At 70.7% G+C, this 23361-nt stretch carries 23 protein-coding genes; 10 read left to right on the top strand and 13 right to left on the bottom strand.

What is annotated here, in order from left to right; genetic code table 11:
• Positions 1-28: 28 nt before the first annotated feature.
• The 3 genes from ACMGFG_RS07485 to ACMGFG_RS07475 are packed head-to-tail and all read right to left on the bottom strand — an operon-like array spanning position 29 to position 2810.
• Positions 29-625, bottom strand: coding sequence for a Mut7-C RNAse domain-containing protein (locus ACMGFG_RS07485; RefSeq protein WP_436929713.1), 597 nt, complete (start codon positions 623-625; stop codon positions 29-31).
• Positions 622-2364 carry a DNA polymerase/3'-5' exonuclease PolX gene (polX, locus tag ACMGFG_RS07480; protein WP_436929712.1) on the bottom strand — a complete coding sequence of 581 codons (1743 nt, stop codon included), beginning with the start codon at positions 2362-2364 and terminating at the stop codon, positions 622-624. The genes ACMGFG_RS07485 and polX overlap by 4 nt, the downstream gene beginning before the upstream one ends.
• Entirely contained in the window at positions 2361-2810 is a 450-nt protein-coding gene (locus tag ACMGFG_RS07475) for a DUF5788 family protein (protein WP_436929711.1), read from the bottom strand. The genes polX and ACMGFG_RS07475 overlap by 4 nt, the downstream gene beginning before the upstream one ends.
• A 196-nt stretch (positions 2811-3006) precedes the next feature.
• On the opposite strand from ACMGFG_RS07475, the gene ACMGFG_RS07470 reads away from it, so the two are divergent.
• Positions 3007-3612 (top strand): DUF7110 family protein, encoded by a 606-nt coding sequence (locus ACMGFG_RS07470; RefSeq protein WP_436929710.1) that lies wholly within the window; start codon positions 3007-3009, stop codon positions 3610-3612.
• Positions 3613-3693: 81 nt separating this feature from the next.
• Here the strand turns inward: ACMGFG_RS07470 and ddfA are convergent, their stop codons facing one another.
• Positions 3694-3933 carry a DdfA family disk-determining factor gene (gene ddfA, locus ACMGFG_RS07465; protein WP_436929709.1) on the bottom strand — a complete coding sequence of 80 codons (240 nt, stop codon included), beginning with the start codon at positions 3931-3933 and terminating at the stop codon, positions 3694-3696.
• 84 nt (positions 3934-4017) lie between these two features.
• Complete coding sequence (locus tag ACMGFG_RS07460; RefSeq protein ID WP_436929708.1) at positions 4018-4770, bottom strand: stage II sporulation protein M; 753 nt, start codon at positions 4768-4770, stop codon at positions 4018-4020.
• A gap of 159 nt (positions 4771-4929) precedes the next feature.
• Here ACMGFG_RS07460 and ACMGFG_RS07455 point away from each other — a divergent pair, with 159 nt between their 5' ends.
• On the top strand, positions 4930-5901 hold the full coding sequence (locus tag ACMGFG_RS07455) for a phosphoadenosine phosphosulfate reductase family protein (protein WP_436929707.1): 972 nt from the start codon (positions 4930-4932) through the stop codon (positions 5899-5901).
• A gap of 797 nt (positions 5902-6698) precedes the next feature.
• Here ACMGFG_RS07455 and ACMGFG_RS07450 read toward each other — a convergent pair.
• Positions 6699-7118, bottom strand: coding sequence for a DUF2391 domain-containing protein (locus tag ACMGFG_RS07450; protein ID WP_436929706.1), 420 nt, complete (start codon positions 7116-7118; stop codon positions 6699-6701).
• A gap of 51 nt (positions 7119-7169) precedes the next feature.
• Positions 7170-7607, bottom strand: a complete 438-nt coding sequence (locus ACMGFG_RS07445; RefSeq protein WP_436929705.1) for a DUF7534 family protein — start codon at positions 7605-7607, stop codon at positions 7170-7172.
• Between the two features lie 109 nt (positions 7608-7716).
• On the opposite strand from ACMGFG_RS07445, the gene ACMGFG_RS07440 reads away from it, so the two are divergent.
• Positions 7717-8397 carry a class I SAM-dependent methyltransferase gene (locus ACMGFG_RS07440; protein WP_436929704.1) on the top strand — a complete coding sequence of 227 codons (681 nt, stop codon included), beginning with the start codon at positions 7717-7719 and terminating at the stop codon, positions 8395-8397.
• A 107-nt stretch (positions 8398-8504) separates the two neighbouring features.
• Positions 8505-9695, top strand: a complete 1191-nt coding sequence (locus tag ACMGFG_RS07435; protein ID WP_436929703.1) for an AI-2E family transporter — start codon at positions 8505-8507, stop codon at positions 9693-9695.
• A gap of 25 nt (positions 9696-9720) precedes the next feature.
• On the opposite strand, the gene ACMGFG_RS07430 is transcribed toward ACMGFG_RS07435, so the two are convergent.
• The gene (locus ACMGFG_RS07430; RefSeq protein ID WP_436929702.1) at positions 9721-10542 is read right to left on the bottom strand and encodes a sulfurtransferase; all 822 of its coding nucleotides are present in this window, start codon (positions 10540-10542) and stop codon (positions 9721-9723) included.
• Between the two features lie 300 nt (positions 10543-10842).
• Here ACMGFG_RS07430 and ACMGFG_RS07425 point away from each other — a divergent pair, with 300 nt between their 5' ends.
• Together ACMGFG_RS07425 and ACMGFG_RS07420 are read left to right on the top strand one after the other, a co-directional pair.
• Complete coding sequence (locus ACMGFG_RS07425) at positions 10843-11697, top strand: sulfurtransferase (protein WP_436929701.1); 855 nt, start codon at positions 10843-10845, stop codon at positions 11695-11697.
• Positions 11698-11838: 141 nt separating this feature from the next.
• On the top strand, positions 11839-12072 hold the full coding sequence (locus ACMGFG_RS07420) for a hypothetical protein (RefSeq protein WP_436929700.1): 234 nt from the start codon (positions 11839-11841) through the stop codon (positions 12070-12072).
• Positions 12073-12127: 55 nt separating this feature from the next.
• Here the strand turns inward: ACMGFG_RS07420 and ACMGFG_RS07415 are convergent, their stop codons facing one another.
• Positions 12128-12553, bottom strand: coding sequence for a DUF302 domain-containing protein (locus ACMGFG_RS07415; RefSeq protein ID WP_436929699.1), 426 nt, complete (start codon positions 12551-12553; stop codon positions 12128-12130).
• A 153-nt stretch (positions 12554-12706) separates the two neighbouring features.
• Between ACMGFG_RS07415 and ACMGFG_RS07410 the strand changes: the two genes are divergently transcribed.
• On the top strand, positions 12707-13225 hold the full coding sequence (locus tag ACMGFG_RS07410; protein WP_436929698.1) for an HPP family protein: 519 nt from the start codon (positions 12707-12709) through the stop codon (positions 13223-13225).
• Between the two features lie 44 nt (positions 13226-13269).
• Positions 13270-14208 (top strand): DUF106 domain-containing protein, encoded by a 939-nt coding sequence (locus ACMGFG_RS07405; protein WP_436929697.1) that lies wholly within the window; start codon positions 13270-13272, stop codon positions 14206-14208.
• Here ACMGFG_RS07405 and ACMGFG_RS07400 read toward each other — a convergent pair.
• The 3 genes from ACMGFG_RS07400 to ACMGFG_RS07390 all read right to left on the bottom strand — a co-directional run bounded on the left by ACMGFG_RS07400 (position 14205) and on the right by ACMGFG_RS07390 (position 18825).
• Entirely contained in the window at positions 14205-16208 is a 2004-nt protein-coding gene (locus tag ACMGFG_RS07400) for an outer membrane protein assembly factor BamB family protein (RefSeq protein ID WP_436929696.1), read from the bottom strand. The genes ACMGFG_RS07405 and ACMGFG_RS07400 overlap by 4 nt on opposite strands.
• Before the next feature lie 87 nt (positions 16209-16295).
• Positions 16296-17270, bottom strand: a complete 975-nt coding sequence (locus ACMGFG_RS07395) for an aldo/keto reductase (protein WP_436929695.1) — start codon at positions 17268-17270, stop codon at positions 16296-16298.
• 112 nt (positions 17271-17382) lie between these two features.
• Complete coding sequence (locus ACMGFG_RS07390; RefSeq protein ID WP_436929694.1) at positions 17383-18825, bottom strand: MATE family efflux transporter; 1443 nt, start codon at positions 18823-18825, stop codon at positions 17383-17385.
• 125 nt (positions 18826-18950) lie between these two features.
• Here ACMGFG_RS07390 and ACMGFG_RS07385 point away from each other — a divergent pair, with 125 nt between their 5' ends.
• Positions 18951-19964: an AEC family transporter gene (locus tag ACMGFG_RS07385; protein WP_436929693.1), complete on the top strand. Its 1014-nt coding sequence runs from the start codon at positions 18951-18953 to the stop codon at positions 19962-19964.
• Positions 19965-19981: 17 nt separating this feature from the next.
• Here the strand turns inward: ACMGFG_RS07385 and ACMGFG_RS07380 are convergent, their stop codons facing one another.
• The gene (locus ACMGFG_RS07380) at positions 19982-21214 is read right to left on the bottom strand and encodes an MBL fold metallo-hydrolase (RefSeq protein WP_436929692.1); all 1233 of its coding nucleotides are present in this window, start codon (positions 21212-21214) and stop codon (positions 19982-19984) included.
• 247 nt (positions 21215-21461) lie between these two features.
• Between ACMGFG_RS07380 and ACMGFG_RS07375 the strand changes: the two genes are divergently transcribed.
• On the top strand, positions 21462-23339 hold the full coding sequence (locus ACMGFG_RS07375; RefSeq protein WP_436929691.1) for a sensor histidine kinase: 1878 nt from the start codon (positions 21462-21464) through the stop codon (positions 23337-23339).
• Positions 23340-23361 lie beyond the last annotated feature (22 nt).

Genomic DNA, 23361 nt, shown 5'->3' with positions numbered 1-23361 from the left:
TTGCCGGACGCGGCCCGACCCCGACCGCTCAGAGGTCGTCGAGCGTGCCGGCCACGTCGTCCCAGTGGCTGCCCTTCCAGAAGTGCTGGCCGCAGTTTCGACAGCGCCAGACGGTCTCCTCGTGGGTCTCGGGCGCGTAGTCGGGCGTCGGCTCGGTCCGGTCGACGCGTTCGAGCGGGCCGTTGCACGCCGAACAGCGCGCGGGCTCGTCGGACAGTTCGAGGTCGAACCCCGAGCGCCGGAGCTCGCGCAACTGCTCGGTGACCTCCCGCGTGGAGAGCAGTTGCGACCGCTCGGCGCGGGCCGCTAGCTCGCGGTCGCGGGTGACCAGCACCCGGCCCTCGGTGTGGGCCAGCGCCAGCACGTCGTCGTCGGCCTCGATGCCGCGCTCGCCCGCGTAGGCGGCGTCGTACCCGCACATCCGCAGGTACGTCGCCAGCTTGCCGAGCATGGTGTCGAGCAACAGCGCCGTCTCCACCGCCGGCTCCGGCGGGATCGTCTCATCGTCGGCCGCGCCGTCGATTCCGCCGCCGTCGGTCGCCTCGTCGGTCCCGCCGTCGCCCGCAACGACGGCGCCCGTTGTGCCCTCGGCCCCGCGGTCGGTGTCGGAGTCGTCGCCGGTCATTCGAGGAACTCGCGCAGGCCTTCGACGCCTCGCGTATTGAGTACGTCGGTCTGTTCGGCCCAGCCCCGGCGGGCCGTGTGGACGCCGTAGCGGACGAGTCCGTAGCTCTCCGGCCGGTGTGCGTCGGTGTCGACCGCGATAGTCGCCCCCGCCTCGACGGCGGCTTTCACCGCGCCGCCGCCCAGGTCCAGCCGCGCCGGGTTCGCGTTGACCTCCAGCGCGGTGTCGTGCTCGGCCGCGGCCGACGCCAGCCGCTCGACGTCCAGGTCCAGCCCCGACCGCTGGTTGATGTACCGGCCGGTCGGGTGGCCGATGATGTCGACCTCGGGATGTTCGGCCGCCGCGATCAGCCGGTCGGTGCCGTCGCCGTCCAGCCCGGAGTGGGGGGAGGCGACGACCACGTCCAGGTCCGCGAGCAGGTCGTCGGCCACCGAGACCGACCCGTCCGCCCCGATGTTGGCCTCGACGCCGGAGAACACCGCGATGTCGGCCTCGTCGGCGACCGCTCGCACCTCGTCGAGTTGCTCGCGGAGTTCGTCGTCGGGGACGCCGACGCCGCCGACCATCCCGGGTCCGGTGGCGTGGTCGGTGATCGCGACGTAGTCGTGGCCGAACTCGGCGGCGCCCGCGGCCATCTCCCCGACCGTGTGGTCGCCGTCCGACCAGCCCGTGTGGGTGTGCAGGTCCCCGCACACGTCCTCGACGGTGACCAGATCCGGCAGGTCGCCCTCCCGTGCGGCCTCGATCTCCCCCCAGTTCTCGCGGAGTTCGGGAGGCATCCACGGTAGATCCAGCGCCTCGTACATCCCCTCCTCGGTCTCCCCGGCGACGCGTTCGCCCGCCCGCTGGTCGGCGTCGGGGTCCTCGACGCCACTCACGTCGAAGACGCCGTACTCGTTCATCTTCAGGTCGGCCTCGATGGCGACGTTCCGGAGCTTGACGTTGTGGTCCTTGCTCCCGGTGAAGTACTGCAGGGCGCTCCCGAACTCGCCGGGGTCGACCACCCGGAGGTCGACGCGAAGCTCGTCCGAGCGGACGCTGGCCTTCTGGTCGCCCGCCTCGATGACGGTGTCGGCCTCGGGCCAGTCGGTGAACGCCTCGACGACCCGCTCTGGCTCGGCGCTCCCCACGAGCACGTCCACGTCGCCGATGGTCTCCTTCCAGCGGCGCAGCGACCCCGCGAGGTCGACCCGCTCGACGCCCGGCTGCCCGTCGAGGTACGAGACGACGCTCTCGCCGCGGGGGCGCGCCTCGCCCAGCGACTCGCGCTCGGTCGCCTCGCGGGCGAACTGGACGTTCTCCAGGATGTTCTCCTCCGTCTTCGCGCCGAACCCGCTGACATCGCGGATCTCGCCGGCCTCGGCGGCGGCCTCCAGGTCGTCGAGCGTCTCGACGCCCAGCGCCTCGTAGAGGCTCCCGACGGTCTTCGGGCCGACGCCCTCGACGCGGGTGAGCGCCTCGACGTCGACCGGCATCTCCGCCCGCAGTTCCTCCAGCTCCTCGATCTCGCCGGTTTCGACGTACTCGACGACCTTCGCGGAGATGGCGTCGCCGACGCCCTCGATCTCGCCGACGGCGGCCTCCCCGTCGTCCTCGGCGAGGCCGGCCACGTCGCCGGGGAACGCCCGGACGTTCTCGGCGGCGCGTCGGTAGGCGCGGGGCTTGTACTCGACGCCCTTCGCCTCGAGGCGGTCGGCGAACTCCTCGAGGCGGTCGGCGATCTCGTCGTTGCGGCTCATGGCGACCCCGACCGGTGGCTCCCCTGGCTGTCCTGGTCGTTGCCCAGCGCCTTCTTGAGGAAGTTCATCCAGCGCTTCTTGTCGGCTGTCTCCTGGGCCTCGATCTCCGCTTCGAGGTTCGTCGGGCCGAGGTTCTCCAGGGCGTTGAGCGCGCGGTCGATGCCGACGATCGCCTCGGCCAGCCGCTCGCCCTCCTCGCGCGAGATGTCGCCGTCCTCGATGCGCTCCTTGCGCTCCTTGCGCTCGCGGCGGAGGTTCGTCTTCGCCTGCTCGACGCGCTCGCGCTCGCCCGCGGGGACGGTGTCGCGGCGCTTGATCTCGAAGACGAACTCCCGCAGGTCGATCGTCTCCCCCTGGATCTCGATGCGCTCGGGGATCGTCGCGCCCACGGTGGCTCCCTCCCGGCCGATGCGTTCCAGGAGCTGTTTGCGCTCGTACTCTTGCACGGTCGCCAGTCCGGTCTCGACGGTGAAAAACCCACGCGGTGGTTGCGTCCGCGGTGGATTCGCGGGATGGAATCCGGTGGATGTTCGCCGGCGACGGACGAGTCACCGTCGGATCGGAAGGGTAGGCCCTATATGGGTGGGCGTCCTACGAGGGTGTAGCACCGTCGTCAGCGGACGGCCGGCGATTCACCCAACTATGTCCCGCGTATACAGACTCCACTCGACACTGGAACTGCCCCTGGAGGACGTGTACGACTTCTTCGATGACCCGGACCTGCCCGAGGACATCGAGGACGTCGACATCACACGCCGGAACAACACGCTCATTATCAGCGCTGTCTCCGCCGACGAGAGCATCAGCAAGTACACGCCCACGGCCCAGCTGAAGGCAAGCGTCACGGAGAACCGCGTCTACGAGGAGATCGAGGAGGACGAGGACGACGACAGCTCCCCCGTCCACACGACCGACACCGCGGGCGGCCCGCAGTGGGGCGCCCTCGAGGAGGAAGAGGAGGAACCGCCCTCCGAACTCGTCGAGTACGCCTGCTTCAAGGGCGACCGCGAGACGGTCCTGCAGAACAGCACCCTCCAGTACGAGATGTTCCTCGTCCTCTGTGAGATCGCCCGCCAGGCCGAGAAGGGGACGCTCACCGCGATCACCTGCCCCGACGACGACCTCGAGGCGGTTCGCATCGTCGACGGCGAGGACCGTCCGGCCTCGATCAACGTCGTCGAGGACCCCCGCGAGGACGAGGACTCCGAAGGCGTCAACTGGCGCGACAACGAGTTCATCTCCGGCTGACCGTCCCCTGCCGTCTCCGCGCCGTCCCCGCTCTCCCACCTTTTTCCGCGGCCGTGCTCGCCAGCCGCGGAACTGTCGGACCTACGCGTCGCGAACGTCGACGCCGCCGTCGCTGGCGTACTCGACCGTACAGCCCGCGTAGTCGAACCGGACCCGCCCGCCCGCGGTCGTGAACAGCGCGTCGAGCGCGTCCGGGTCGAGCGCCTCGTACAGCGGCGGTAGCGCCACCTCGTCGACGCCCTTGTGGGCGGCGACCGACGAGACGACTGTCTCGCTCGGCTCCTGGTGGTCGTCGCCGTGACCTGGTGCGGTCGTACTCATTGAGCGCGGGTTCTCCAGTCCCACGTAAAACTCCACCGAAGGTTCATTCGACGTTCGACGAACTTGAAGGCCGTCGGAGGGCGGTCACTCCGGGAGGGCGCCGGGCCCGAGGAGCCACTCGGCCACGTCGCGGGTCAGATACACCTCGATCCATGCGGCGACGACGATCATGACGACGAGAACGACGGCGATGACCGCGAGTTCGTACAGCTCGACCCGACTCAGCGGCGTCTCGTCCCAGCCGAGCAGGTACCGGACGACCCGGTGGGGGACTCGCAGCCCGACCGCCGCCGCGACGAAGAAGGCGGAGAGTTCGATCACCCCGTGGGGGAGCAGCAGGGCGAGGATCACCGCCCAGGAGGTCTGGCGGACGACGACCGAGACCACCGCACCGACGATGACTCCGTTGACGACCAGCCCGAACAGCGAGAGCAGCCCGCCGGTGATCGCCCCGAGGGCGATCAGCAGGAGCGCCCGGAGGTTGTTGACCAGCAGCGGCACGAACGCCAGCTCGGGGAGGGGGCTGTCGGCCGGCGCCTCCGCCTGGAGCTGTTCGATCAGCGCCTCCAGCTGGGCGATGGGGATCGACCCGACCAGGGCGTAGGCCGCGAACGCGCTCCCGAAGAAGACGAAAAGCGCCGCGACCAGGTGCCACCGGAACCACCGCGTGAACCGCGCCTCCCGGTGCAGCGCCCGGATCGACCCCCCGCTCGTCCCGTCGTTCGATTCGGGTCCCCCGTCCGGGCCCCGGGTCGGGTCCGGATCCGGGGCCGGGTCCGGATCCCCGTTCCGGTCCGCGCTCCCCTCCGTGTCCCGGCGGCCGCTGTCTCCGCTCATTACCACGCCGTTCGACCCCCGCCCTCTTCTGTCCTCCGGCCGACACGACAGCTGGCCGCCCGTCGCGCCCGCCGGCGACCCTGCCACACGATCACATACGGCGAACGACTGGTCCTCCAAAAAGAACTTAACCGCCGGACTAATTACATCTCATTACCGATGTCAGACGAGTTCCCCGATTACCTGGACGTCGACTACAGCGCGGGCGAGGGCGAGGACCCGGCCGACTACCCGCACGTCAACGACAAGATCGAGAAGGCCATCGAGGTCACGCGGCAGGGCCTCGAGGAGTACGAGAACCCGGTCGTGATGTGGACGGGCGGCAAGGACTCGACGCTCACCCTCTACTTCGTCAAGGAGGTGGCCGACCAGTTCGACCTCGAAGTCCCGCCGGTCGTGTTCATCGACCACTACCAGCACTTCGACGAGCTGATCGACTTCGTCGAGCACTGGGCCGACGAGTGGGACCTCGACGTGATCTGGGCCCGCAACGAGGACGTGGGCGAGTACGTCGACGAGCACGGCCTCGAACCCGGCGACGACATCCCCATCGACGAGCTCTCCGAGCACAACCAGCACCACGTCCGGGAGATTCTGGAGTACGAGGAAGACACGTTCCCGTTCCTGCTGGACACCTACGTCGGCAACCACCTCCTCAAGACCGTCGCGCTCAACGACGCCATCGAGGAACACGACGTGGACGGCATCATCTCGGGCATCCGCTGGGACGAGCAGGAGTCCCGCGCCGACGAGACGTTCTTCTCGCCGCGCCACGACCCGGACATCTATCCGCCCCACGACCGGGTCCAGACCATCCTCCAGTTCGACGAGGCCGCCGTCTGGGAGGCGTTCTGGAACTTCGTGGTCCCCGACACCGTCGACGAGTTCCCGGACGAGGGTTACGTCCCCGAGACCGACGACGACCTCCCCGAGGGCGTCTCCCAGGAGGACATCCCCGTCTCGCCGAAGTACTTCGCCGGCTTCCGCTCGCTCGGTAGCGAGGTCAGTACCGACAAGGCCGCCGAGGAGCCCGCCTGGCAGCAGGATCTGGACTCGACGACCGAGCGCGCCGGCCGCGCCCAGGACAAGGAAGACCTGATGGAGCGCCTGCGCGACCTCGGCTACATGTAACGCCGACCGGTTTCGGACCATTCTCGCGGACCGACTTTTTCGACGCACGGACGCTCAGTACAGGGAGTAGCTGCTGCAGTGAGCGGTCGCGGTGCGGTCGGCGTGCGCTGTCGAGCGTGCCCGCCTCCTGGCGGGCCGCTCGAAATAGCCGCGCGAGGTCTTCTCGAACTCGTGAGAGAAGGCTCGTCAGAGCTTGTCTCTGACGGTGGATGAGCATCGCAGCCTGCGAGCAGCGAGGGACCGGAGGTCCCTCGGGCCATGCGGGCGACGCTCGGGTCGCCCGCAGACAGCGCAATCGGCTGGGGAGGTCTGTGGCCGTCTGCGGTGCTGTGCGGGGCGGTGCAGTGGCGCTGCTGTTCCTGGCGGACTGAAAGGGCGAGGCGCGCTCGCGCCGATAGTCGCCTGAGCGGGCCACTATCCGCGCGGGCGGTGCGGAGAGCGCGGATATCCCGCTTGGTTCGAGAGAGCGAAGCTCTCTCGTCACTGAGCGAATCGAAGATTCGCGAGGTCTGCGAGAGCTGTGCTCTCGCCCGATCTCGGAAATCTCCGATTTTCGGAGACAGCGACCGCGAGCGCGCCGAGGGCTTTCAGCGCTCGCTGTCACCTGCGGTCGAGTCGACTGCTAGCGAGCGCGCCGAGGGCTTTCAGCGCTCGCTGTCACCTGCGGTCGAGTCGACTGCTAGCGAGCGCGCCGAGGGCTTTCATCGCCTGCTGTCTCCTGCGGTCGCTCTCGAACAACTTCCTTCCACGACAAACCCAACAGAAACGCCCACTCAGCGAACAGACCGAACCGGTCGTCAGAACACGCTGTCGGCGGTGGCGGCGCCGACGACGCTGAAGATGGCGCCGACGCTGACGGCGCGGGCGGTGACCGCGGCGCGTTCGGCCGTCGAGCCGTCGAGGAAGGTGCTCGGTGCGGTCAGCGTCAGCGCGAGGACGGCGACCGAGCCGAAGGAGACGAGCATCAGGGAGACGAACCGGACGGGGACGCCGGCCACCTCGGCCTCGCGGTCGGGGTCGCGGTCGTCGTCGGCCTCGTAGAGGGCGCCGTAGCCGATGGCGAAGACGATAGCGACCGTGACGGCGGTGTGGCCCCAGGTCATGTTCACCGCGAGCGTCCACACCTCCTCGGTGACGACGAACGGCCCCGCGAGCAGGAACCCGCCGACGACCTGCTGGGCGGTGTCGGCGAGCCTGTACTTCGGGGTCCGAGCCATGCACCGGGGTATTCCGGGCACCGAGAAAACGCTGGCGGACACCGGGTCGAGTCAGGCTTCGACCCGGGACCCACCGGACCGACGCCAGGTGAGCCACAGGTACGTCGCCACGAACACGGTCGCGACCGACGGCGGAACGTAGGCGACCTGTGTGAGCGGGTCCGGCGGTGCGAGGAAGACGGCGACGGGGACGCCGACGGAGACCGCCGCCGCGTACATCGCGACGAGGCGCTCGCGCGGCGTGGTCGGGAACGTCCGTTCCGCGTCCGAATCCCGCACGAGACGCGCGTAGAGGTAGTGTATCAGGCCGTAGAACGTGACGAGGTAGACGAACACGCGAAGCGTCGACACCTCGCGGCGCGCTGCCTCCAGGCGCGCCCAGCAGGCCATCGCGACTACGTTCCCGACCAGAAGGGCCACCGTCAGCCCGAACGCCACCGTGAGGTACGGCTGTTCGAACAGAAACGGCGGGAGAGCGGGGAGTTGCACGTTCGGTGGTAGCCCCACGCCGACATAGGTCTTGTCGGATCGCTGTCCCGACCCGGTGAGGCGACAGCGACACAGAACCGTTTTCCTCGCGGGCGCCCACCCCTCGCCCATGAGCGTCAGCGAGGAGTTCGACGACTGGGCCCGCGACGGCCGCGACGAGGGCATGGAGGAGCGCCACTGGCACACCGCCAAACACGCCCTGGCGCGGATGCCGGTCGAGGACGGCGACACCGTGCTGGACCTGGGCTCGGGCAGCGGCTACGCCGGGCGCGCGCTCCGGGAGACCAAGGGCGCGGCGCGCACCTACGGCGTCGACGCCTCGCCCGAGATGGCCCGCAACGCTCGCGCGTACACCGACGACCGCCGGTCGGGCTTCCTGAACGGCGACTTCGAACACCTCCCGTTCGCGGACGACAGTATCGACCACTGCTGGTCGATGGAGGCATTCTTCTACGCCCGCGACCCCGACGCCGTGCTGGCTGAACTGCGGCGGGTCCTGCGGCCCGGCGGCACGTTCTACTGCGCGGTCAACTACTGGGAGGAGAGCGTCCACACGCACAGGTGGGACGACCTGGTGGACGTGCCGATGGTCCGCTGGACGGAGGCCGAGTACCGCGAACACTTCCGCGAGGCGGGACTGCACGTCGCCGCACAGGACCGCATCCCCGACACCGAGACGGAGATCCCCCCGGCCGAGGCGTTCCCGACCGAGGACTTCGAGCGGCGAGAGGCGATGGTCGAGCGCTACCGCGAGCACGGTACGCTGCTGACCGTCGGCGTGGTTCCGTAGCCGCCCCGTCTCACCCGGCTCGACGGGCGCTGTCGTGGAATTCGCCGCTACGCGGTGTCACCCGGGCGGTGCCAAACGTTTTGTAGGCTTGACGTGCACGGGGCTGTATGGCGCTGACACGGCGACAGCAGGTGCTCGGCGTGCTGTTCGCCGGGACGGCGGCGCTGACGCTGGCGATCCTCTCGCGGGTGCTCGGGACGGTCTTCTTCGCCATCACGGTCGCGTACGTGCTCTATCCCGTCCGGCGCGAGCTCGTCGCCCGTGGCGTCCACCGGCGCATCGCCGCGGCGGCGGCGACGGCGGTCGGGTTCCTGTTCGTCCTGGCGGTCCTCACGCCCATCGTCTACGCGCTCTACAACCGCCAGCAGCTGCTGCTGGGGTTCCTGCGGGAGATCCCGAGCGAACTCACCGTCCCGGTCTTCGGGATGGAGTTCGTGGTTGACGTCAGCGACCTGTTCGCGCAGGCGCGGGCGGTCGTGAGCGACATCGCGATCGACTTCGCGAGCACGACCCCGGTCATCGCGCTCAAGGGCTTCCTGTTCGCCTTCCTGGTCTACGGGCTGCTCCTCCGCCCGGGGAGCGTCCACCGGGCGACGCTGCGGCTGGTCCCCGGCGAGTACCACGACGTGGTACTGTCGCTACACCGCTGTGTCCGGGACACGCTGTACGCGCTGTACGTGCTCCAGGCCGCGACGGCGCTGGGCACGTTCGCCGTCGCCTACGTCGTCTTCACGATCCTGGGCTACGACGCGGTGTTCTCGCTCGCGCTCTTCTCCGGGCTCCTGCAGTTCATCCCGGTCATCGGTCCGAGCCTGCTGATCGTCGCGCTCGCCCTGACGGAGGTGCTGGCCGGCGAGATCACCGCCGCCCTCCTGGTTGCGAGCACGGGGCTTGTCCTGATCGGGTTCCTGCCGGACGCGCTCATCCGCCCGCGGCTGGCCTCGCTGACGACCGGGATGCCCGCGAGCCTCTACTTCGTCGGGTTCACCGGCGGCACCCTCAGCCTGGGCGTCGTCGGCGTCATCGCCGGCCCGCTGGTCGTCGCGCTGCTCGTCGAGGTGGTCGAGCTCATCACGGACGAGCGCACGAGCGTCCAGCAGACCTTCGACGGGGCCGCGCTCGACCCCGACGCCGACCCGGACCGCGACCGGTCGGGGCGACTGACCGGGTCCCTGGCGGACGGTAACTCCGCGGCGGACGCCGCGGACGAGCCGGCGACCGACGGCGCCGTGGGTGAGGACTCGCCCGGCGACGGCGCCGTCGGCGACGACCCGACGGCCGACGGCGCCGACGACTGACCGGGGCGGGTACCGTCGTGGCGGCCTACGCGCCGGTCTCCAGTTCGCGCCCGGCGGCCTCCCACTCGGTGAGGCTCCCCTCGTAGAACGCCAGGTCGGGGTAGCCCAGGTGACGGAGGACGGTGTAGGTGTGACTGATCCGCCGGGCGGTGTTACAGTACAGCAGGACCCGCCTGTCGGGGTCGATCCCCCGCTCGTCGAGGATCGACTCGATCTCCCCGCGGGGCTTGAGCCCGCGCGTCTCGTCGTCGACGAGTTCCCGCCAGTCCAGCCGGACCGCACCGGGGATGTGGCCCTCCTCGAACTCCCAGTCTTCGCGGGTGTCGACGACGACGGTGTCGGGGTCGTCGGTGGCCGCCGCGACCTCGTCGATGTCCACGAGCGGCGTCTCCGCGGGCGGATCGACGACGTACTCCGAGCGTTCGAAGGCGGCGGCCTCGCTCGTCGTCTCGTGGTCGAGCCGCCAGGCGGAGAAATCGCCGTCGAGCAGGTGGAGCCGGTCGGGGTCGTGGCCGTACAGCTCGGCGGTCACGAGAAAGCGCGCGGCGAAGACGCCGTGGGTGTCGTCGTAGGCGACGATCCGGTCGCCGTTGGCGATCCCCGCCTCGGACAGCAGGTCGGCGAAGGCGTCGGCGCCGGGGAGCATCCCCTGGCCGTCGCCCGAACTGTCCCCGGCGGAGTCCCCCTCGGCGGCGTGGTCGTCCGCGCGGAACGAGTCGAACGGGATATTGACCGCCCCGGGGACGTGGCCGATGCCGTCGAACTCCCAGGCGTCGCGCACGTCGACGACACGGAGTCCGTCGAGGCGGTCGGCCACCCAGTCGGCCGGGACGACGATCTCGCTCATGTCCCCGGGTCGGGAGAGCGGACGCTTGAAGATGTCCTTCCGGCCCGGTCGGAGGTAGTGGCAATTTTGACCGGGACGGCGGCGGCCGCCCCGCGGCATAAAGGGGGGGTCGGCCCGCGGGCTCGTCCGGCGGTCGCACCCGTCCCCCGGTCCGGACCGGCCGGCGAGAGAGCGAGACAGAGGCCGTGAGAACTATAGACACGGCCAGAACCGGCAACAGTTTCCGACATAGTCGTCAAGGGGCGGGACATGCCGAAGGTCCTAGCTGTATATAGTCGGTAGACCAATGGTTCGATGACCATGAGCGAATACGCGAAAGACGTGCTCGTCTCGGCGGACTGGGTCGAAGACCACCTCGACGACTTCGAGAGCGACGACGACGACTATCGGCTGGTCGAGGTCGACGTCGACACGGAGCTGTACGACGAGAGCCACGCGCCGGGTGCGATCGGCTGGAACTGGGAGACCGACCTCCAGGACCAGGTCGAGCGCGACATCCTCGACAAGGAGGACTTCGAGGCCCTGCTGGGCAGTCACGGCATCAGCGAGGACACGACGGTCGTCCTCTACGGCGACAACGCCAACTGGTTCGCGGCCTACACCTACTGGCAGTTCAAGTACTACGGCCACGACGACGTGAAGCTGCTCGACGGCGGCCGCGACTACTGGGTCGAGAACGACTACCCGCTCACGGACGAGGTCCCCGAGTTCCCCGAGGTCGACTACGAGGCGTCGGGTCCGCGCGAGTCCATCCGCGCCTACCGCGAGGACGTCGAGAACGCCATCGAGCGCGGCCTGCCGCTGGTCGACGTACGCTCGCCCGAGGAGTTCTCCGGCGAGGTCCTGGCGCCGCCGGGACTCCAGGAGACCGCCCAGCGCGGCGGCCACATCCCGGGCGCGAGCAACATCTCGTGGGCCGCCGTCACCAACGACGACGGCACCTTCAAGAGCCGCGAGGAGATCGAGGAGCTCTACGCCGAGGAGGGCATCGACGGCGACGAGACGACCGTCGCCTACTGCCGCATCGGCGAGCGTTCCTCCGTGGCGTGGTTCGCGCTGCACGAACTGGCCGGCTACGACGACGCCATCAACTACGACGGCTCCTGGACGGAGTGGGGCAACCTCGTCGGCGCCCCCATCGAGAAGGGCGAGTAAGGTCGCTCACGATCCGATTTTTTCGACGCCGCAGCCGGTAGCCGCTGGTCCCGCGTGTCGCGAGCCGCTGTCCCGTCCGCTCGTGGACCGCCCGTCCGCCCGGTCCCAACCGTTTTCAGCCCTGTCGCCGAACACCCGGACATGGAACTATCGGCCTTCCGCGAGCCGCTGTCCCGCGAGGAGACCGCGGGACTGCTCGCGGCCGCCGCCGTCGTCGCCGTCGTGCTCGGCCCGGACGCGATCACGCTCGCCGAGGGGTCGTCGGTCCTGCTGACGGCCGTCTCCGCGCTCGCGATGGGGACGCTCGCGTTCGTCGTCGGGGCGCTCGCGCTCGTCGCGATACGCGAGTTGCGCGGCGACGAGGGTGCGGAGTGAACGGACGACGGCGACGCGAGCGAACGGGGGAGCGCCGTTCCCGTCGCCGCTCGCGTCAGTCGTCCCCGCTGGCCGGGGCGCGGGTCGCGCCGGGCAGCCGTTCGACGGCCGCCGAGAGCCGGTCGGCCACCTCGTCGGCGACCGGGTCCAGCTGGGGGTTGTCGACGACGGACAGCATCACGCCCGGGTCGACGGCGCTCACCCCCACGGACCCGTCGTCGCGCTCGTAGACGACGACGTTGCAGGGGAGCAGTGCTCCCAGTTCCAGTTCCTCGCGCAGCGCCTCGTGGGCCAGCGGCGGGTTGCAGGCCCCGAGGATGCGGTACTGTCGGAAGTCCGCGTCGAGTTTCTCCTTCAGCGTCGCCTGCACGTCGATGTCACAGAGGACGCCGAACCCCTCCTCGCCTAGCGCGTCGACGGTCGCGTCGACCACGTCGTCGAACTCGCCGTCGACCGTGTAGCGGATGGTGAACTCGGACATGCCCGACGGTTCGCTCCCCGGGGCCATAGTCGCTGGCGTTACCGGAGCGATGGGGGAGGGGGACCAGCGGCTGCACCGACCGCGTGGTTCCCGATAACTGATCGAACGTCCACGAAACGTCACCCTCTTTTGCGGCGACGAGGACGGGCGGACGTGTCCCGTCTCGCCGTCCGGACCGCGCTCCACGCCGGTGCCCTGCTCGCGGTGACGGGCGTCGTCGCCTGGCTCACGGGGACCCCGTTCGTCTTCCCGAGTCTCGGGCCGACGGCGTACGTCCTCGCGACCCGCCGGACCGCCGACCGTTCGGGGCTCACCCGGGTCGTCGCGGCCCACGTCGTCGGCGTGGGCGCCGGCCTGGTCGCCTACCGGCTACTCGCCGACGGCGTCGTCGTCACCGCGGACCTGGCGCCGCGGTCGCCGGCGCTCGCGGCCGTCGTCGCCAGCGGCGTCCTCGCGCTCGCGCTGGCCAGCGCGGGGATGGTCGCGACGGGGGCCATCCACCCGCCGGCCTGCGCGACGACGCTCATCGTCGCGCTCGGGCTGTTGCCGACGCTCCGCGAGGGGCTGCTGATCACCGTCGCCGTCTGCGTGCTCGTCGGCGCCCACGCGTTCGCCGTCAGAGCCGTCCCGGAGGGGAGCGAGCGCGAGCGGGCCACCCCCGACACCTCGTGACAGCGGAGAGCAAGATTGACAAAGGCGCGCTGAGGGGTTCACGTATGAACGAAACCCTCCGCGAGCGGCTCGACGGCGACGAGGCGCTCGCCGACGCCGCGGCCGTCGTCCTCGACCGCGCGGAATCGGGCGACGGCACCGTCGCCTGGGCGGACGTGAGCGACGCGGTCCCCGCCGAACAGTGGGGTCGGCTGCTCGAATCCGAGGTCCTGGTCGGGACCGACGCCGGGTTCGTCGTCGACGACCCCGACGCCGTCCGGGCGGTCGTCGAAGCGTCCGACGCCGGCGGCGACGCCGACGCCAGGCCCGCTGAGGGCGACCGACCCGCCGACGGCGACGACGCCGACACTGGCGGCTGGTCGGCGGCCGACAAACTCGCCGGCGTCGCCGCCGTCGGGCTGATGGCCAGCTACCAGGTGCCGGTGGCCCGGGATACGGTCGGCAGCACCGCCCACCTCCTGCTCGGGCCGGTCGAGGCCGCCCTGCCCTTCGGCGTGACCGTCGCGCTACTGGCGGTCGCGACGACGCTCGTCTCGACGGCGCTGCGGCGCCGACTGACCGACGGGAACCCCCAGGAAGTCGCGAAAGAGCGGCTGGAGACGGTCAAAGAGCGCCTCGACGCGGCCCGCGAGCGCGGCGATGACGAGGCCGTCGAGCGACTCCAGTCGCGCCAGCAGGAACTCATGCTGGAGCAGGTCGGTGCGATGAAGCAGATGGTCCGGCCGATGGTCTACGCGATGCTGGTCACGATCCCCGTGTTCCTGTGGATCTCGTGGCTGACCGTCAACCCCGCCGCCGCGATCACGCCGGCCGCACAGGTGTTACCGATCGCCGGCCGGGTCGTCTGGACGGCCAGGCTGGTCGGCCCGCTGCAGGTCTGGACGGTCTGGTACATCGCCTGCTCGGTCGTCTCGGGAATCGCGAGCAAGCGCGTCGCGAAGAAGGTCGGTCCCGCGGTCTCGAAGTACCGGTCGGCGGTTTAGTCCGACCCGTCGCCGCGGAGTCTTCTGCGGACGTAGGTTCCGAGCAACGTTAGCCCGGCGAGCCCGCCGCCCAGCGCGTAGGGGTCGCCCGACCGGACCGTCCCGAACCGCTCGGCGTCGCCGCTGCCCTCGTCGGCGGTCGGTTCGACCCGCACCGTGATCTCGCGGCCCTCGAACCCGGTCAACAGCGTCGAGAGAGCGAGCGGCGTCCCGTCGCAGGGCTCGAGGTCGTCGTGGAACTCCCGGGGGATCTCGCCGGTCCGCCGGGCGACGACCGAGCCGTCGGCTTCGAGCGTCGCCACGTAGCCGGGGTCGGACCCGGAGTTGGACACCTCGGCGGTCACGGTCACGCCCGTGCCGACCCCGAGGTTGGTGGTCGCCATCGACGGACAGCGGATACTGAAATCGGGGGGTTCCTCGCGGTAGTCGTCGATGGCCACGCGCCGGGTGTCGACGACGGTGCCGTCAGTCCCCCTGAACCGCAGGGTCGCGCGGTCGAGCGATCCCGGGAGGTCCTCCCAGCCGTAGTCGAGATACGGCGTCGTCCCCTCGTCGGCGGCGACGTAGCCGCCGGCCGAGGCCAGGTACTCGCCGTCGACCAGCAGGTCCACGGTCCCGACGACCGGACAGCCGTCGGCGGTCACCCCTCCGTCGACGCTCAACTCCTCGCCGTCCATCCCGCGTTCGTAGCTCACGCCCGCCGTGGAGACCTCGTAGGGGCCGCAGTCGCTCCCGGAGCGGTCGAGGCGATAGACGCCGAACCCGTCGAGGAAGTAGACGGCCGACGGCGTCGGGAGCGGGGTCGCCCTGAGCGGGTGGCCGAACCCCCAGCGCCGCCGCAGGTCGCCGCTCGCCGCGTCCAGCGCCACCGCGGTCCGGTTGCCGGCCGCCCAGACGCTCCCCTCGACGACCCGCGGCTGGAACGTCGGTCCGTTCCGGACGCTGTGAACGTCGTCGTGGGGCGCGCTCGCGAACTCGTGGGTCCACGCCTCGCTCCCGTCGGCCAGCGAGAGCGCCGTCACGGCCGTCCGCTCGCGCTCCTCGGTCCCGAAGACGGCGGCGACGTAACAGCGCTCGCCGTCGGCAGCGACCCGGCCGACCGTCCCCGGTGGCCCGGTCGCGCCGCGCCCGTCGTCCGGGGCGGTCACGACGCCCTCCGGGACCGTCGACCAGGCCTCCGACCCGTCCGTCCCGACGGCGTGGACGCCGCCCCACCCGTCGACGGAGAGGACGCGGTCGCCAACGACCGCCGGCCCCCCGAGCCCGAGGGTCGCGAGCGGGCTGGCCGTCCACCGGGGGTCGCCCGTCGCGGCGTCGAGTGCCGACAGCACTCCCTCTTCGGTCGTCGCGTAGACCGTCCCGTCGGCCGCGGTGACGCCGCTCACCGGCGAGTCGAACGGGGCCGTCCACGCGACGCGCCCGTCGGTCGTGGTGAGCGCGGCGACCGACGCCCCCGCCGGGACCAGCACTGTGTCCTCGGCCGCGGCCGGCGGCCCCGCCGGGACGCCGTCGACCCTCGTCGCCCAGCCGTCCCGGTCCTCGCCCGCCGAGACGACCGCCGCGAAGGTCTGCTCGCCCTCGTCGGCCAGCACGGTCACGACGAACTGTCCGTCCGCCCGCACCGCGCCCGCTGGCCGCGACGAACGGACGCTCATCTCGACCGTGTTCCCGGACTTGTAGGACCCGTCGGTCGTGTCCAGTCCGACCGCGAGGAGGTCCTCGCCCTCGAACTCGTCCGTCCGTTCGGGTAACCCGGCGACCCGGGGCGTGAGGAACAGTCGGCCGCCACCGACGACGGCCTGGACTTCCGATGTCACTCCGCCGTAGTATGGCCACCGCGAGCGCCAGTTGACCGCCCAGTCCGGAGCGGTTCGGGCCGCGTCCCCCACGCTGGTGGCGTCCCGGCGACCCTCGCCGCCAGCGCCGTCCGCCCGACCCAGCCCCGAGAGCGCCCCCAGCGCCGTCGTCCCCGAACCCACCAGAAACGCGCGTCGATCCATGACCGCCACATCGCCAAGGTGACAGAAAGTAGTACCGGACAGCCGACAGGTCGACCGGGCCGGTCGGCGAACCGAACTCGGCTCCGCCTACTCGTGGCCGATGACCGGCTGGGGCTCGTAGGGCTCTTCGAGGTACGCCACGTCGGAGGCCGAGAGGTCGATCTCCAGCGCTTCGACGGCCTGTTCGAGGTGTTCGACGCTGGTCGTCCCGACGATGGGGGCGTCGACGTAGTCGTTCTGGAACTGCCAGGCCAGAGCTATCTGGGCCATCGTCACGCCGTGGTCGGCCGCCAGTTCCTGGACCCGCTCGTTGATCTCCTTGCCGCCGCCCCGTTCGTACTCCGGCGTCGGGTTGTGGAAGTTCTCGGGGTCGCCCCGGTTGGTCCGCTCCAGTTCGTCGAACGGCCGCGCGAGGAAGCCCTGGCCGAGCGGGCCCCACGGGACGACGCCGATGTCCTCCTTGTCGCACAGGGGGAGCATGTCCCGTTCCTCCTCGCGGTAGGCGACGTGGTAGTGGTTCTGCATCGTCTCGTAGCCGATGAGGTCCTCGCGCTCGCTCGTCCGGAGCTGGTCGACGAGCTGGTGGGTCCACATCGAGGAGGTGCCGGCGTGGCGGATCTTCCCGCGGCGGCGGGCGTCGGTCAGCGCCCGGAGCGTCGTCTCCGGGGGCGTCGACGGGTCGACGCGGTGGGTCTGGTACAGGTCGATCGTGTCGAGGCCGAGGCGGTCGAGCGAGGCGTCGAGTTCCTGCTCGATAGTCTTGCGGGACAGGCCGGAGGCGTTGGGCGAATCCTCGCCGACGGGGAACCGGACCTTGGTGGCGACGACGAGTTCGTCGGTGTCGTAGCCGGAGATGGCGTCGCCGAGGATCTCCTCGCTCTCGCCGTCGGAGTAGGCGTTGGCGGTGTCGAAGAAGTTGACGCCCAGATCGATGGCGCGTTCGATGACCTCCCGGCCGTCGTCCTCGTCCAGCATCCAGGGCTCCTCGCTGCCGAAGCTCATACAGCCGAGACAGACCTTCGAGACCTCCATCCCGGTCGAGCCGAGTGTGGTGTACTCCATACCTGGATCTCGGGAGTAGCTACGCAAAAGGCTGGCCCTCGCGGCCCGGCGTTCCGGGACTCTCGCGTCTGACCGACGGGCGTGCGGGGCGGGAGCAGACGCCAGGTCCCGCTCAGTCGCCCGCGGCGGCGTCGGGGCGGTAGTCGCGGCTGACCACCTTCCAGGTGCCCGAGCGGTAGCGGTAGTAGGTGATGCAGGCCGGGACGGCCATCTCGGCGAAGATGGCGGCGTACAGCGCGGTCTGACCGACCGCCGGGACGGCGACGCCGAGGTAGGCGATCGGGAGCGCGAACAGGTACAGTCCCGCGAGCTGGGCGTAGAACGGCCAGCGGGTGTCGCCGCTCGCCCTGAGGGGGCCGGTCGAGCCGCCGTAGACGCCGCTGAAGAGGACGCCGAAGCAGGCGACGCGGATGAACGTGACGACCGTCGGGAGGATCGCGGGGTCGTCGACGAACACGCGGCCGATGGGGCGGGCGAAGACGAACACGCCGACGGCGATGACGGCGTAGCAGGCCAGCGAGAAGCGGATGATGTCGTGGGCCCACGCGCCGGCGTCGTCCTCGTCGTCCTGGCCGAGCGCCTGGCCGACCAGGCTGGAGGAGGCCATGCTGAACCCCCAGTTGGGCGTGTCCATCAGCGCGCGGACCCGCATCGCGACGACGTAGGCGGCGACGACGTTCGACCCGAACAGCCCGACGATGAACAGCTTGGGGAACTGGCCGCCGCTGCGGGCGAGGTTGGTCCCGATCAGCGGCGTCGCCATCTCGACGAGGTCGCCCAGCAGCGAGCGGTCGAGATGCGGTCCCGACAACGGGATCTGCACCGGGAACTCGCCGATACCGGGCAGTCCGCCGCGGGCGAGGCCGACCGCGAACGCGACCGTGACGACGGCGTTGGAGAGGGCGGTCCCGACGGCGGCGCCGACGACGCCCCAGCCGAGGCCGAAGATGAGCACGGCGTTGACGAGGATGTTGAGGGCGGCGCCGCCCCCGCGGAGGACCATCGGAGTCCAGGCGTCGTCGGCGCCGACGAGCGTGCGGCTGCCGATGAGGTTCAGCGCCGCGAACGGGACGCCGAAGCCGACGACCGCGAGGTAGTCGGCGCCGAAGCCGACGGCCGCGTCGCCGGAGCCGATGAGCGCGACCAGCGGCTCCGCGAGCGTCCAGTAGACGGCCACGAGCGGAAGGGTGATCGCGACGGTGAGCAGGACGCTGACCTTCACCGAGAGCGCGAGTTCCCCGTGGGCGTCGGCGCCGAACCGCTGGGAGACGAGGCCGATGGTCCCGCCGGCGACGCCGCCGCCCAGCGCGAAGGCCAGCCCCCAGAAGGGGCTGGCGTAGCCGACGCCGGCGATGGCGTTGGACCCGAGCGCGATGCCGACCATCGCCACGTCGGCCGTCGAGCGGGACATCCGCGCGAGGCCGGTGACGATGCGGGGCCACGCCAGGTCCGTCGTCCGCTCGACGCGCTCGCGGTCGATGACGCCGGCGCGGGCGACGACGGACCCGACGGTGAGGAGGAGCGCGCGGACGGGGTTGTACCGGGACCAGGACACCACGACCCGGGTTTCGACTCGACGGTGAAAACGGTTTAGAAACGGGAGCGGCCCGCCGAGACCGCCGCGGTCCGGCGACGAGTCGACAGCGTTATCGGCGGCGATACCGACCGGGCGGCCAACCCGTGCAGGTACTCGACGCGCTCGGGTCGATCCCCTCGGTCTTCCTCTCGTCGGTCGCGCCGCCGCTCGCCATCGCTCTCGCGGGCTATCTCCTCGGACGCGTCCGCGAGGTCGACACCGAGCCGCTGAGCACGGTCACCGTCTACGTCCTCCTGCCGGCGCTGGTCTTCGAGACGCTCGTCACCCTCGAAGTCGGCGTCGGGACCGTCACCGCCGCGGTCGGCGCGATGGTCGGGTTCACGGCCGTCATGGGCGCGCTCTCGTGGGCGGTCAGCCGGGCGCGCGGGCGGGAGGGGACCGTCGTCGGCGCCGCGATGGCCGCCGCCTTCCCCAACACCGGCAACTTCGGCATCCCCGTCGCCACGTTCGCGTTCGGCGCCGCCGGTCGGTCGACGGCCGTCCTCTTTGTCCTCGTCCAGAACCTGCTCCTGTACACCGTCGGCGTCTACCTCCTCACCCGGGGCGGCGAGGGCAGCGACCGGGCCGCGCTCGGCCGCGTCGCCCGCCAGCCCGTGGTCTACGCGCTCCTGGCGGCGGGCGCGGCGGTCACGCTCGGCGTCGTCCCGCCCGAGGGCGGCACGGCGATGGACACCCTCCGGCTGGTCGGCGACGCCTCGATCCCCGTCTTCCTCGTCGTGCTCGGCCTGCAGGTCGAATCCATGGATCTCGCCGCCACCGTCCGGGAGACGCTGCCGACCGTCGGGCTGAAACTGCTCGTCGCGCCCCTCGTCGCCGTCGCGGTCGCGCTGCTCGTCGACATCGGCGACCCGGCCGTGACCGCCGCGTTCGTCGTCCTCGCGGCCGGCCCCTCGGCGGTCATCCCGCTCGTGCTCTCCATCGAGTTCGGCGACGGCGCGAGCGACCCGGGCGAGGACGGGGCCGGGCCGACGGAGGGCGCGCCGGCGGCCGTCTCGACCGCCGACTACGTCGGCACCGTCGTCTTCCTCACGATCCTCGGGAGCCTCCCCGTGGTCACCGGGCTCGTGCTGCTCGCCGAGCTGGGCGTGCTGGGCTGACCAGCGACTGCGATCGGTTACACCTCGACCGCGTCGCCGACCGCGGGCGCTGTGGCCGAGAAGCCGTCCTCGCGGAGCTCCGCGGCGAAGGCCTCGCAGCGGTCGCCGTGGTTGACCAGCACCTCGGCGTCGCGGTACTCCTCGAGGAAGGCGAGCAGCCCCTCGCGGTCGGCGTGGGCGGAGAAGTCGTAGGCCTCGACCCCCGCGGCGACGGGCATCCGCCGCCCGTCGATCTCGGCGCTCCCGGTCTCCAGCAGCTCCCGGCCGGGCGTCCCCTCGACCTGGTAGCCCGTCATCGCGATCTTGTTCGTCGGCGAGCCGCGGATCGCGGGGATGTAGGTCATCGCCGGCCCGCCCGAGAGCATCCCGCTGGTGGTGACGATGACGGTGTTGTCGTCGGCGATGCGCCGGCGTTGCCCGTCGCGGCCGTCGACGAAGCGGGCCGCTGACTTCGCTCGCCGGAGCGCGTCGGCGTCGCGGACGAACTCGGGGTGGCGCCGGAGCATCTCCGTCACGCGCTTGCCCATCCCGTCGACGTAGCAGTCGATGTCGTGGGCCTCGCAGATGAGGAGGACCTCCTGGGTGCGCCCGATGGCGAACGCGGGGACGACGACGGTGCCGCCCTCCCAGACCGTGGTGCGGAGGCTCTCGGCGAACCGCTCCTCGACGGCCCCGCGGTCCTCGTGTGTCACGTCGGAGTAGGTCGACTCGCAGAGGACCACGTCGGCGTCCGGGCGGGCGGTGGTGCCCGCGACCAGGCGCTGGTCGCCGGTGTGGAAGTCGGAGGTGTACAGCAGTCGCGTCTCACCGTCGTCGACGACGACGTGGGCGCTACCGGGGATGTGGCCGGCCTCGTAGAAGGTGACCTCGTAGCCGGCGGCCTCGAAGGGCTCCCGGTAGCCGTGGGTCTCGGAGACCTGGGTGACTCTGCGGACCTCCGTCTCGGTGAACGGGCAGTCGTAGGTCCCGCCGTGCAGTTTGAGCGTGTCGCGGGCGAGCGTCAGCGCGAGTTCCCGCGTCGGCGGCGTCCAGTGGATCGGCGGCCGGCGGTCGCCCGAACACAGCGACGGGACGGCGCCGACGTGGTCGAGGTGGCCGTGGCTGACCACGACCGCCTCCGGGTCGACCGAGTCGACCGGGAACCGCGGCGGATTGCCGGTCAACAGCCCGTAGTCCAGCAGGAGGCGGTCGTCGATCAGTATCGCGCTCCGACCGACCTCGCGGGCGCCGCCCAGGAACCGCACGTTCATCGGCCGTCCCTACCGCCCTCGACCGCTTGGGTCCGTCGGTTCGTCGCCGCCTTCGGGCCCTCGGTTCACGACCGCTTCGCGCTTCGATATCATATTCGATACTGTAAGTTCGAAGCCCTATATGACCGTCATTAGTTCCGATATCCGAAATTATTGGATTTTATTCCAGCATATCCCTGGCCATTAGTCTCAATTTTGATTCTATAGCGAGAATTCTTTAGGCAGTACGCGTATCAGGTAGGGTATCGTGGTCTCGGAGACTGTCTACGTCGGGCTGGTCGCGCTCTCGACGGCGATCGCGGCGGTCGCCGCGTGGTGGCTGTGGGACGAGGAAATGAACCTGCAGGGGCGACTGTTCGTGGGGATCGTCGCCGTGTACGCAGTGGCGGGCCTGCTGGTGATCGGCGAGCTACTGGCGCCGTCGCGGATGTGGATGGTCGCGGCGTACAACTTCGAGGCCGCCGTCACGGCCTTCCTCCCGCTGCTGTGGTTCCTGTTCATCCTGGAGTACACGGGGCACCTCCGCCGGGTCCCCCGGGCGGCCGTCTACGCGCTGGTCGGCTGGAACGTCGTGGTCGCGGCACTTGAGATCACCAACCCGATACACGACCTGGTCTGGAGCGGGTACACGATCCTCGCGTCACCGTTCCCGCACGTCCAGGCGGAGGGCACCGCGCTCGCGGTCGCGCTTGTGCTCCCCGGGACGATACTGTACTACGCGTCGATCGCCTTGCTGGGCGCACACCTGCTCGTCGGGCCGAGCGTCGGGCGCAAGCAGACGGCCGCGCTGCTGGTCGGCTACCTCCCGACCTTCGCCATCTTCACGCTGTGGTTCGGCGGCGCTATCCCGGGGCCGCTGGCCGGCGCGCTGGTCATCGGGTCGCCGCTGATACTCGCCGTCGTCGCCTGGGCGGTCTTCAGACACCAGCTGTTCGACCTGGCGCCGCTGGCCCGCGAGTCCGTGCTGGAGGTCCTCGACGACGCCGTCGTGGTCGTCGACCGCGACCGGCGGCTGCTCGACTACAACGCGGCGGCCGCCGAACGGTTCCCAGCCGTCGCCGAGCACGAGGGCGAGCTCGTCGAGCACGCCATCCCGGAACTCCGCCCGGCCAGCGAGCGCGGGGAGGACGGCGACGACGAGCGGGACGGCGACCCCGCGGACACGGGGAACGGCGACGGGGGAGTCATCGATGCGGCCGTCGGGCGGTCGGCCGCCGGAACCGGGGCGAGCGAGTCGCCCTCGGGCGGCGATCCGACGGACGTGCTCCCCTCGACCGGGACCGACGACTCGCCGTTCGTCTCGACGTTCACGCGGTTCGAGGACGGCGAGGTCCGGGAGTACGACGTGACCGTCTCCCCGCTGGAGGTGCGCGGGTCGGTCGCGGGGTACACGCTTGTGTTGCGCGACGTGACCGAGCGGCGCCAGCACGTCCGGGACCTCGAACAGCAGACTACCCAGCTGGAGCGGTTCGCGAGCACGCTCAGCCACGACCTGCGCAACCCGCTGAACGTCGCCCACGGGCGGGTCGAACTCGCCCGCGAGCGCCACGACGACGAGCACCTCGAGACCGCCAGCGACGCGCTCGACCGGATCGACCAGATCATCGGCGACACGCTCACGCTCGCCCGGGAGGGCCAGACCATCGACGAACTGGACCGGGTCGACCTGGCGACCGTCGCCCGCGACGCCTGGGGCACCGTCGACACCGGCGAGGCCGAACTCGACGTGCGGGCGGACGCGGGGGTCCGGATCTACGCCGACGCGACGCGCCTGCAGTCGGTCTTCGAGAACCTCTACCGCAACTGCATCGAGCACGGCGGCGCGTCGCTGACGGTCACCGTCGAGCGCACCGACGAGGGGTTCGCCGTCGCCGACGACGGTCCCGGCGTCCCGCCGGACGAGCGCGACCAGGTCTTCGAGTACGCCTACACGACCGACGACGACGGGACCGGCCTCGGCCTCGCAATCGTCGAGGCCATCGCCCGCGCCCACGGCTGGTCCGTCGAGATGACCGAGAGCGAGAGCGGCGGCGCGAGAGTGGTCTTCTCCGGCGTCGAGACGGTCGAGACGCCCATCGCCGGCGACGGCGGCCGCGTGGTCGCGGTCGGATCCACCGTCGACTGAGCACGGGGCCGCTCAGTCGTCC

This window comes from Halosimplex halobium, from assembly GCF_051414055.1.
GTDB lineage: Archaea > Halobacteriota > Halobacteria > Halobacteriales > Haloarculaceae > Halosimplex > Halosimplex halobium.
This window is presented reverse-complemented; position numbering and strand designations above follow the sequence as displayed.

Bases quoted from the DNA above. Each gene is read 5' to 3' on its own strand.
- ACMGFG_RS07395 (WP_436929695.1), bottom strand. From the start codon at position 17,270: ATGGAGTACACCACACTCGGCTCGACCGGGATGGAGGTCTCGAAGGTC.
- ACMGFG_RS07455 (WP_436929707.1), top strand. From the start codon at position 4,930: ATGTCAGACGAGTTCCCCGATTACCTGGACGTCGACTACAGCGCGGGC.
- ACMGFG_RS07425 (WP_436929701.1), top strand. From the start codon at position 10,843: ATGAGCGAATACGCGAAAGACGTGCTCGTCTCGGCGGACTGGGTCGAA.
- ACMGFG_RS07400 (WP_436929696.1), bottom strand. From the start codon at position 16,208: ATGGATCGACGCGCGTTTCTGGTGGGTTCGGGGACGACGGCGCTGGGG.
- ACMGFG_RS07405 (WP_436929697.1), top strand. From the start codon at position 13,270: ATGAACGAAACCCTCCGCGAGCGGCTCGACGGCGACGAGGCGCTCGCC.
- ACMGFG_RS07435 (WP_436929703.1), top strand. From the start codon at position 8,505: ATGGCGCTGACACGGCGACAGCAGGTGCTCGGCGTGCTGTTCGCCGGG.
- ACMGFG_RS07380 (WP_436929692.1), bottom strand. From the start codon at position 21,214: ATGAACGTGCGGTTCCTGGGCGGCGCCCGCGAGGTCGGTCGGAGCGCG.
- ACMGFG_RS07470 (WP_436929710.1), top strand. From the start codon at position 3,007: ATGTCCCGCGTATACAGACTCCACTCGACACTGGAACTGCCCCTGGAG.
- polX (WP_436929712.1), bottom strand. From the start codon at position 2,364: ATGAGCCGCAACGACGAGATCGCCGACCGCCTCGAGGAGTTCGCCGAC.
- ACMGFG_RS07430 (WP_436929702.1), bottom strand. From the start codon at position 10,542: ATGAGCGAGATCGTCGTCCCGGCCGACTGGGTGGCCGACCGCCTCGAC.
- ACMGFG_RS07485 (WP_436929713.1), bottom strand. From the start codon at position 625: ATGACCGGCGACGACTCCGACACCGACCGCGGGGCCGAGGGCACAACG.
- ACMGFG_RS07440 (WP_436929704.1), top strand. From the start codon at position 7,717: ATGAGCGTCAGCGAGGAGTTCGACGACTGGGCCCGCGACGGCCGCGAC.
- ACMGFG_RS07460 (WP_436929708.1), bottom strand. From the start codon at position 4,770: ATGAGCGGAGACAGCGGCCGCCGGGACACGGAGGGGAGCGCGGACCGG.
- ddfA (WP_436929709.1), bottom strand. From the start codon at position 3,933: ATGAGTACGACCGCACCAGGTCACGGCGACGACCACCAGGAGCCGAGC.
- ACMGFG_RS07450 (WP_436929706.1), bottom strand. From the start codon at position 7,118: ATGGCTCGGACCCCGAAGTACAGGCTCGCCGACACCGCCCAGCAGGTC.
- ACMGFG_RS07420 (WP_436929700.1), top strand. From the start codon at position 11,839: ATGGAACTATCGGCCTTCCGCGAGCCGCTGTCCCGCGAGGAGACCGCG.
- ACMGFG_RS07415 (WP_436929699.1), bottom strand. From the start codon at position 12,553: ATGTCCGAGTTCACCATCCGCTACACGGTCGACGGCGAGTTCGACGAC.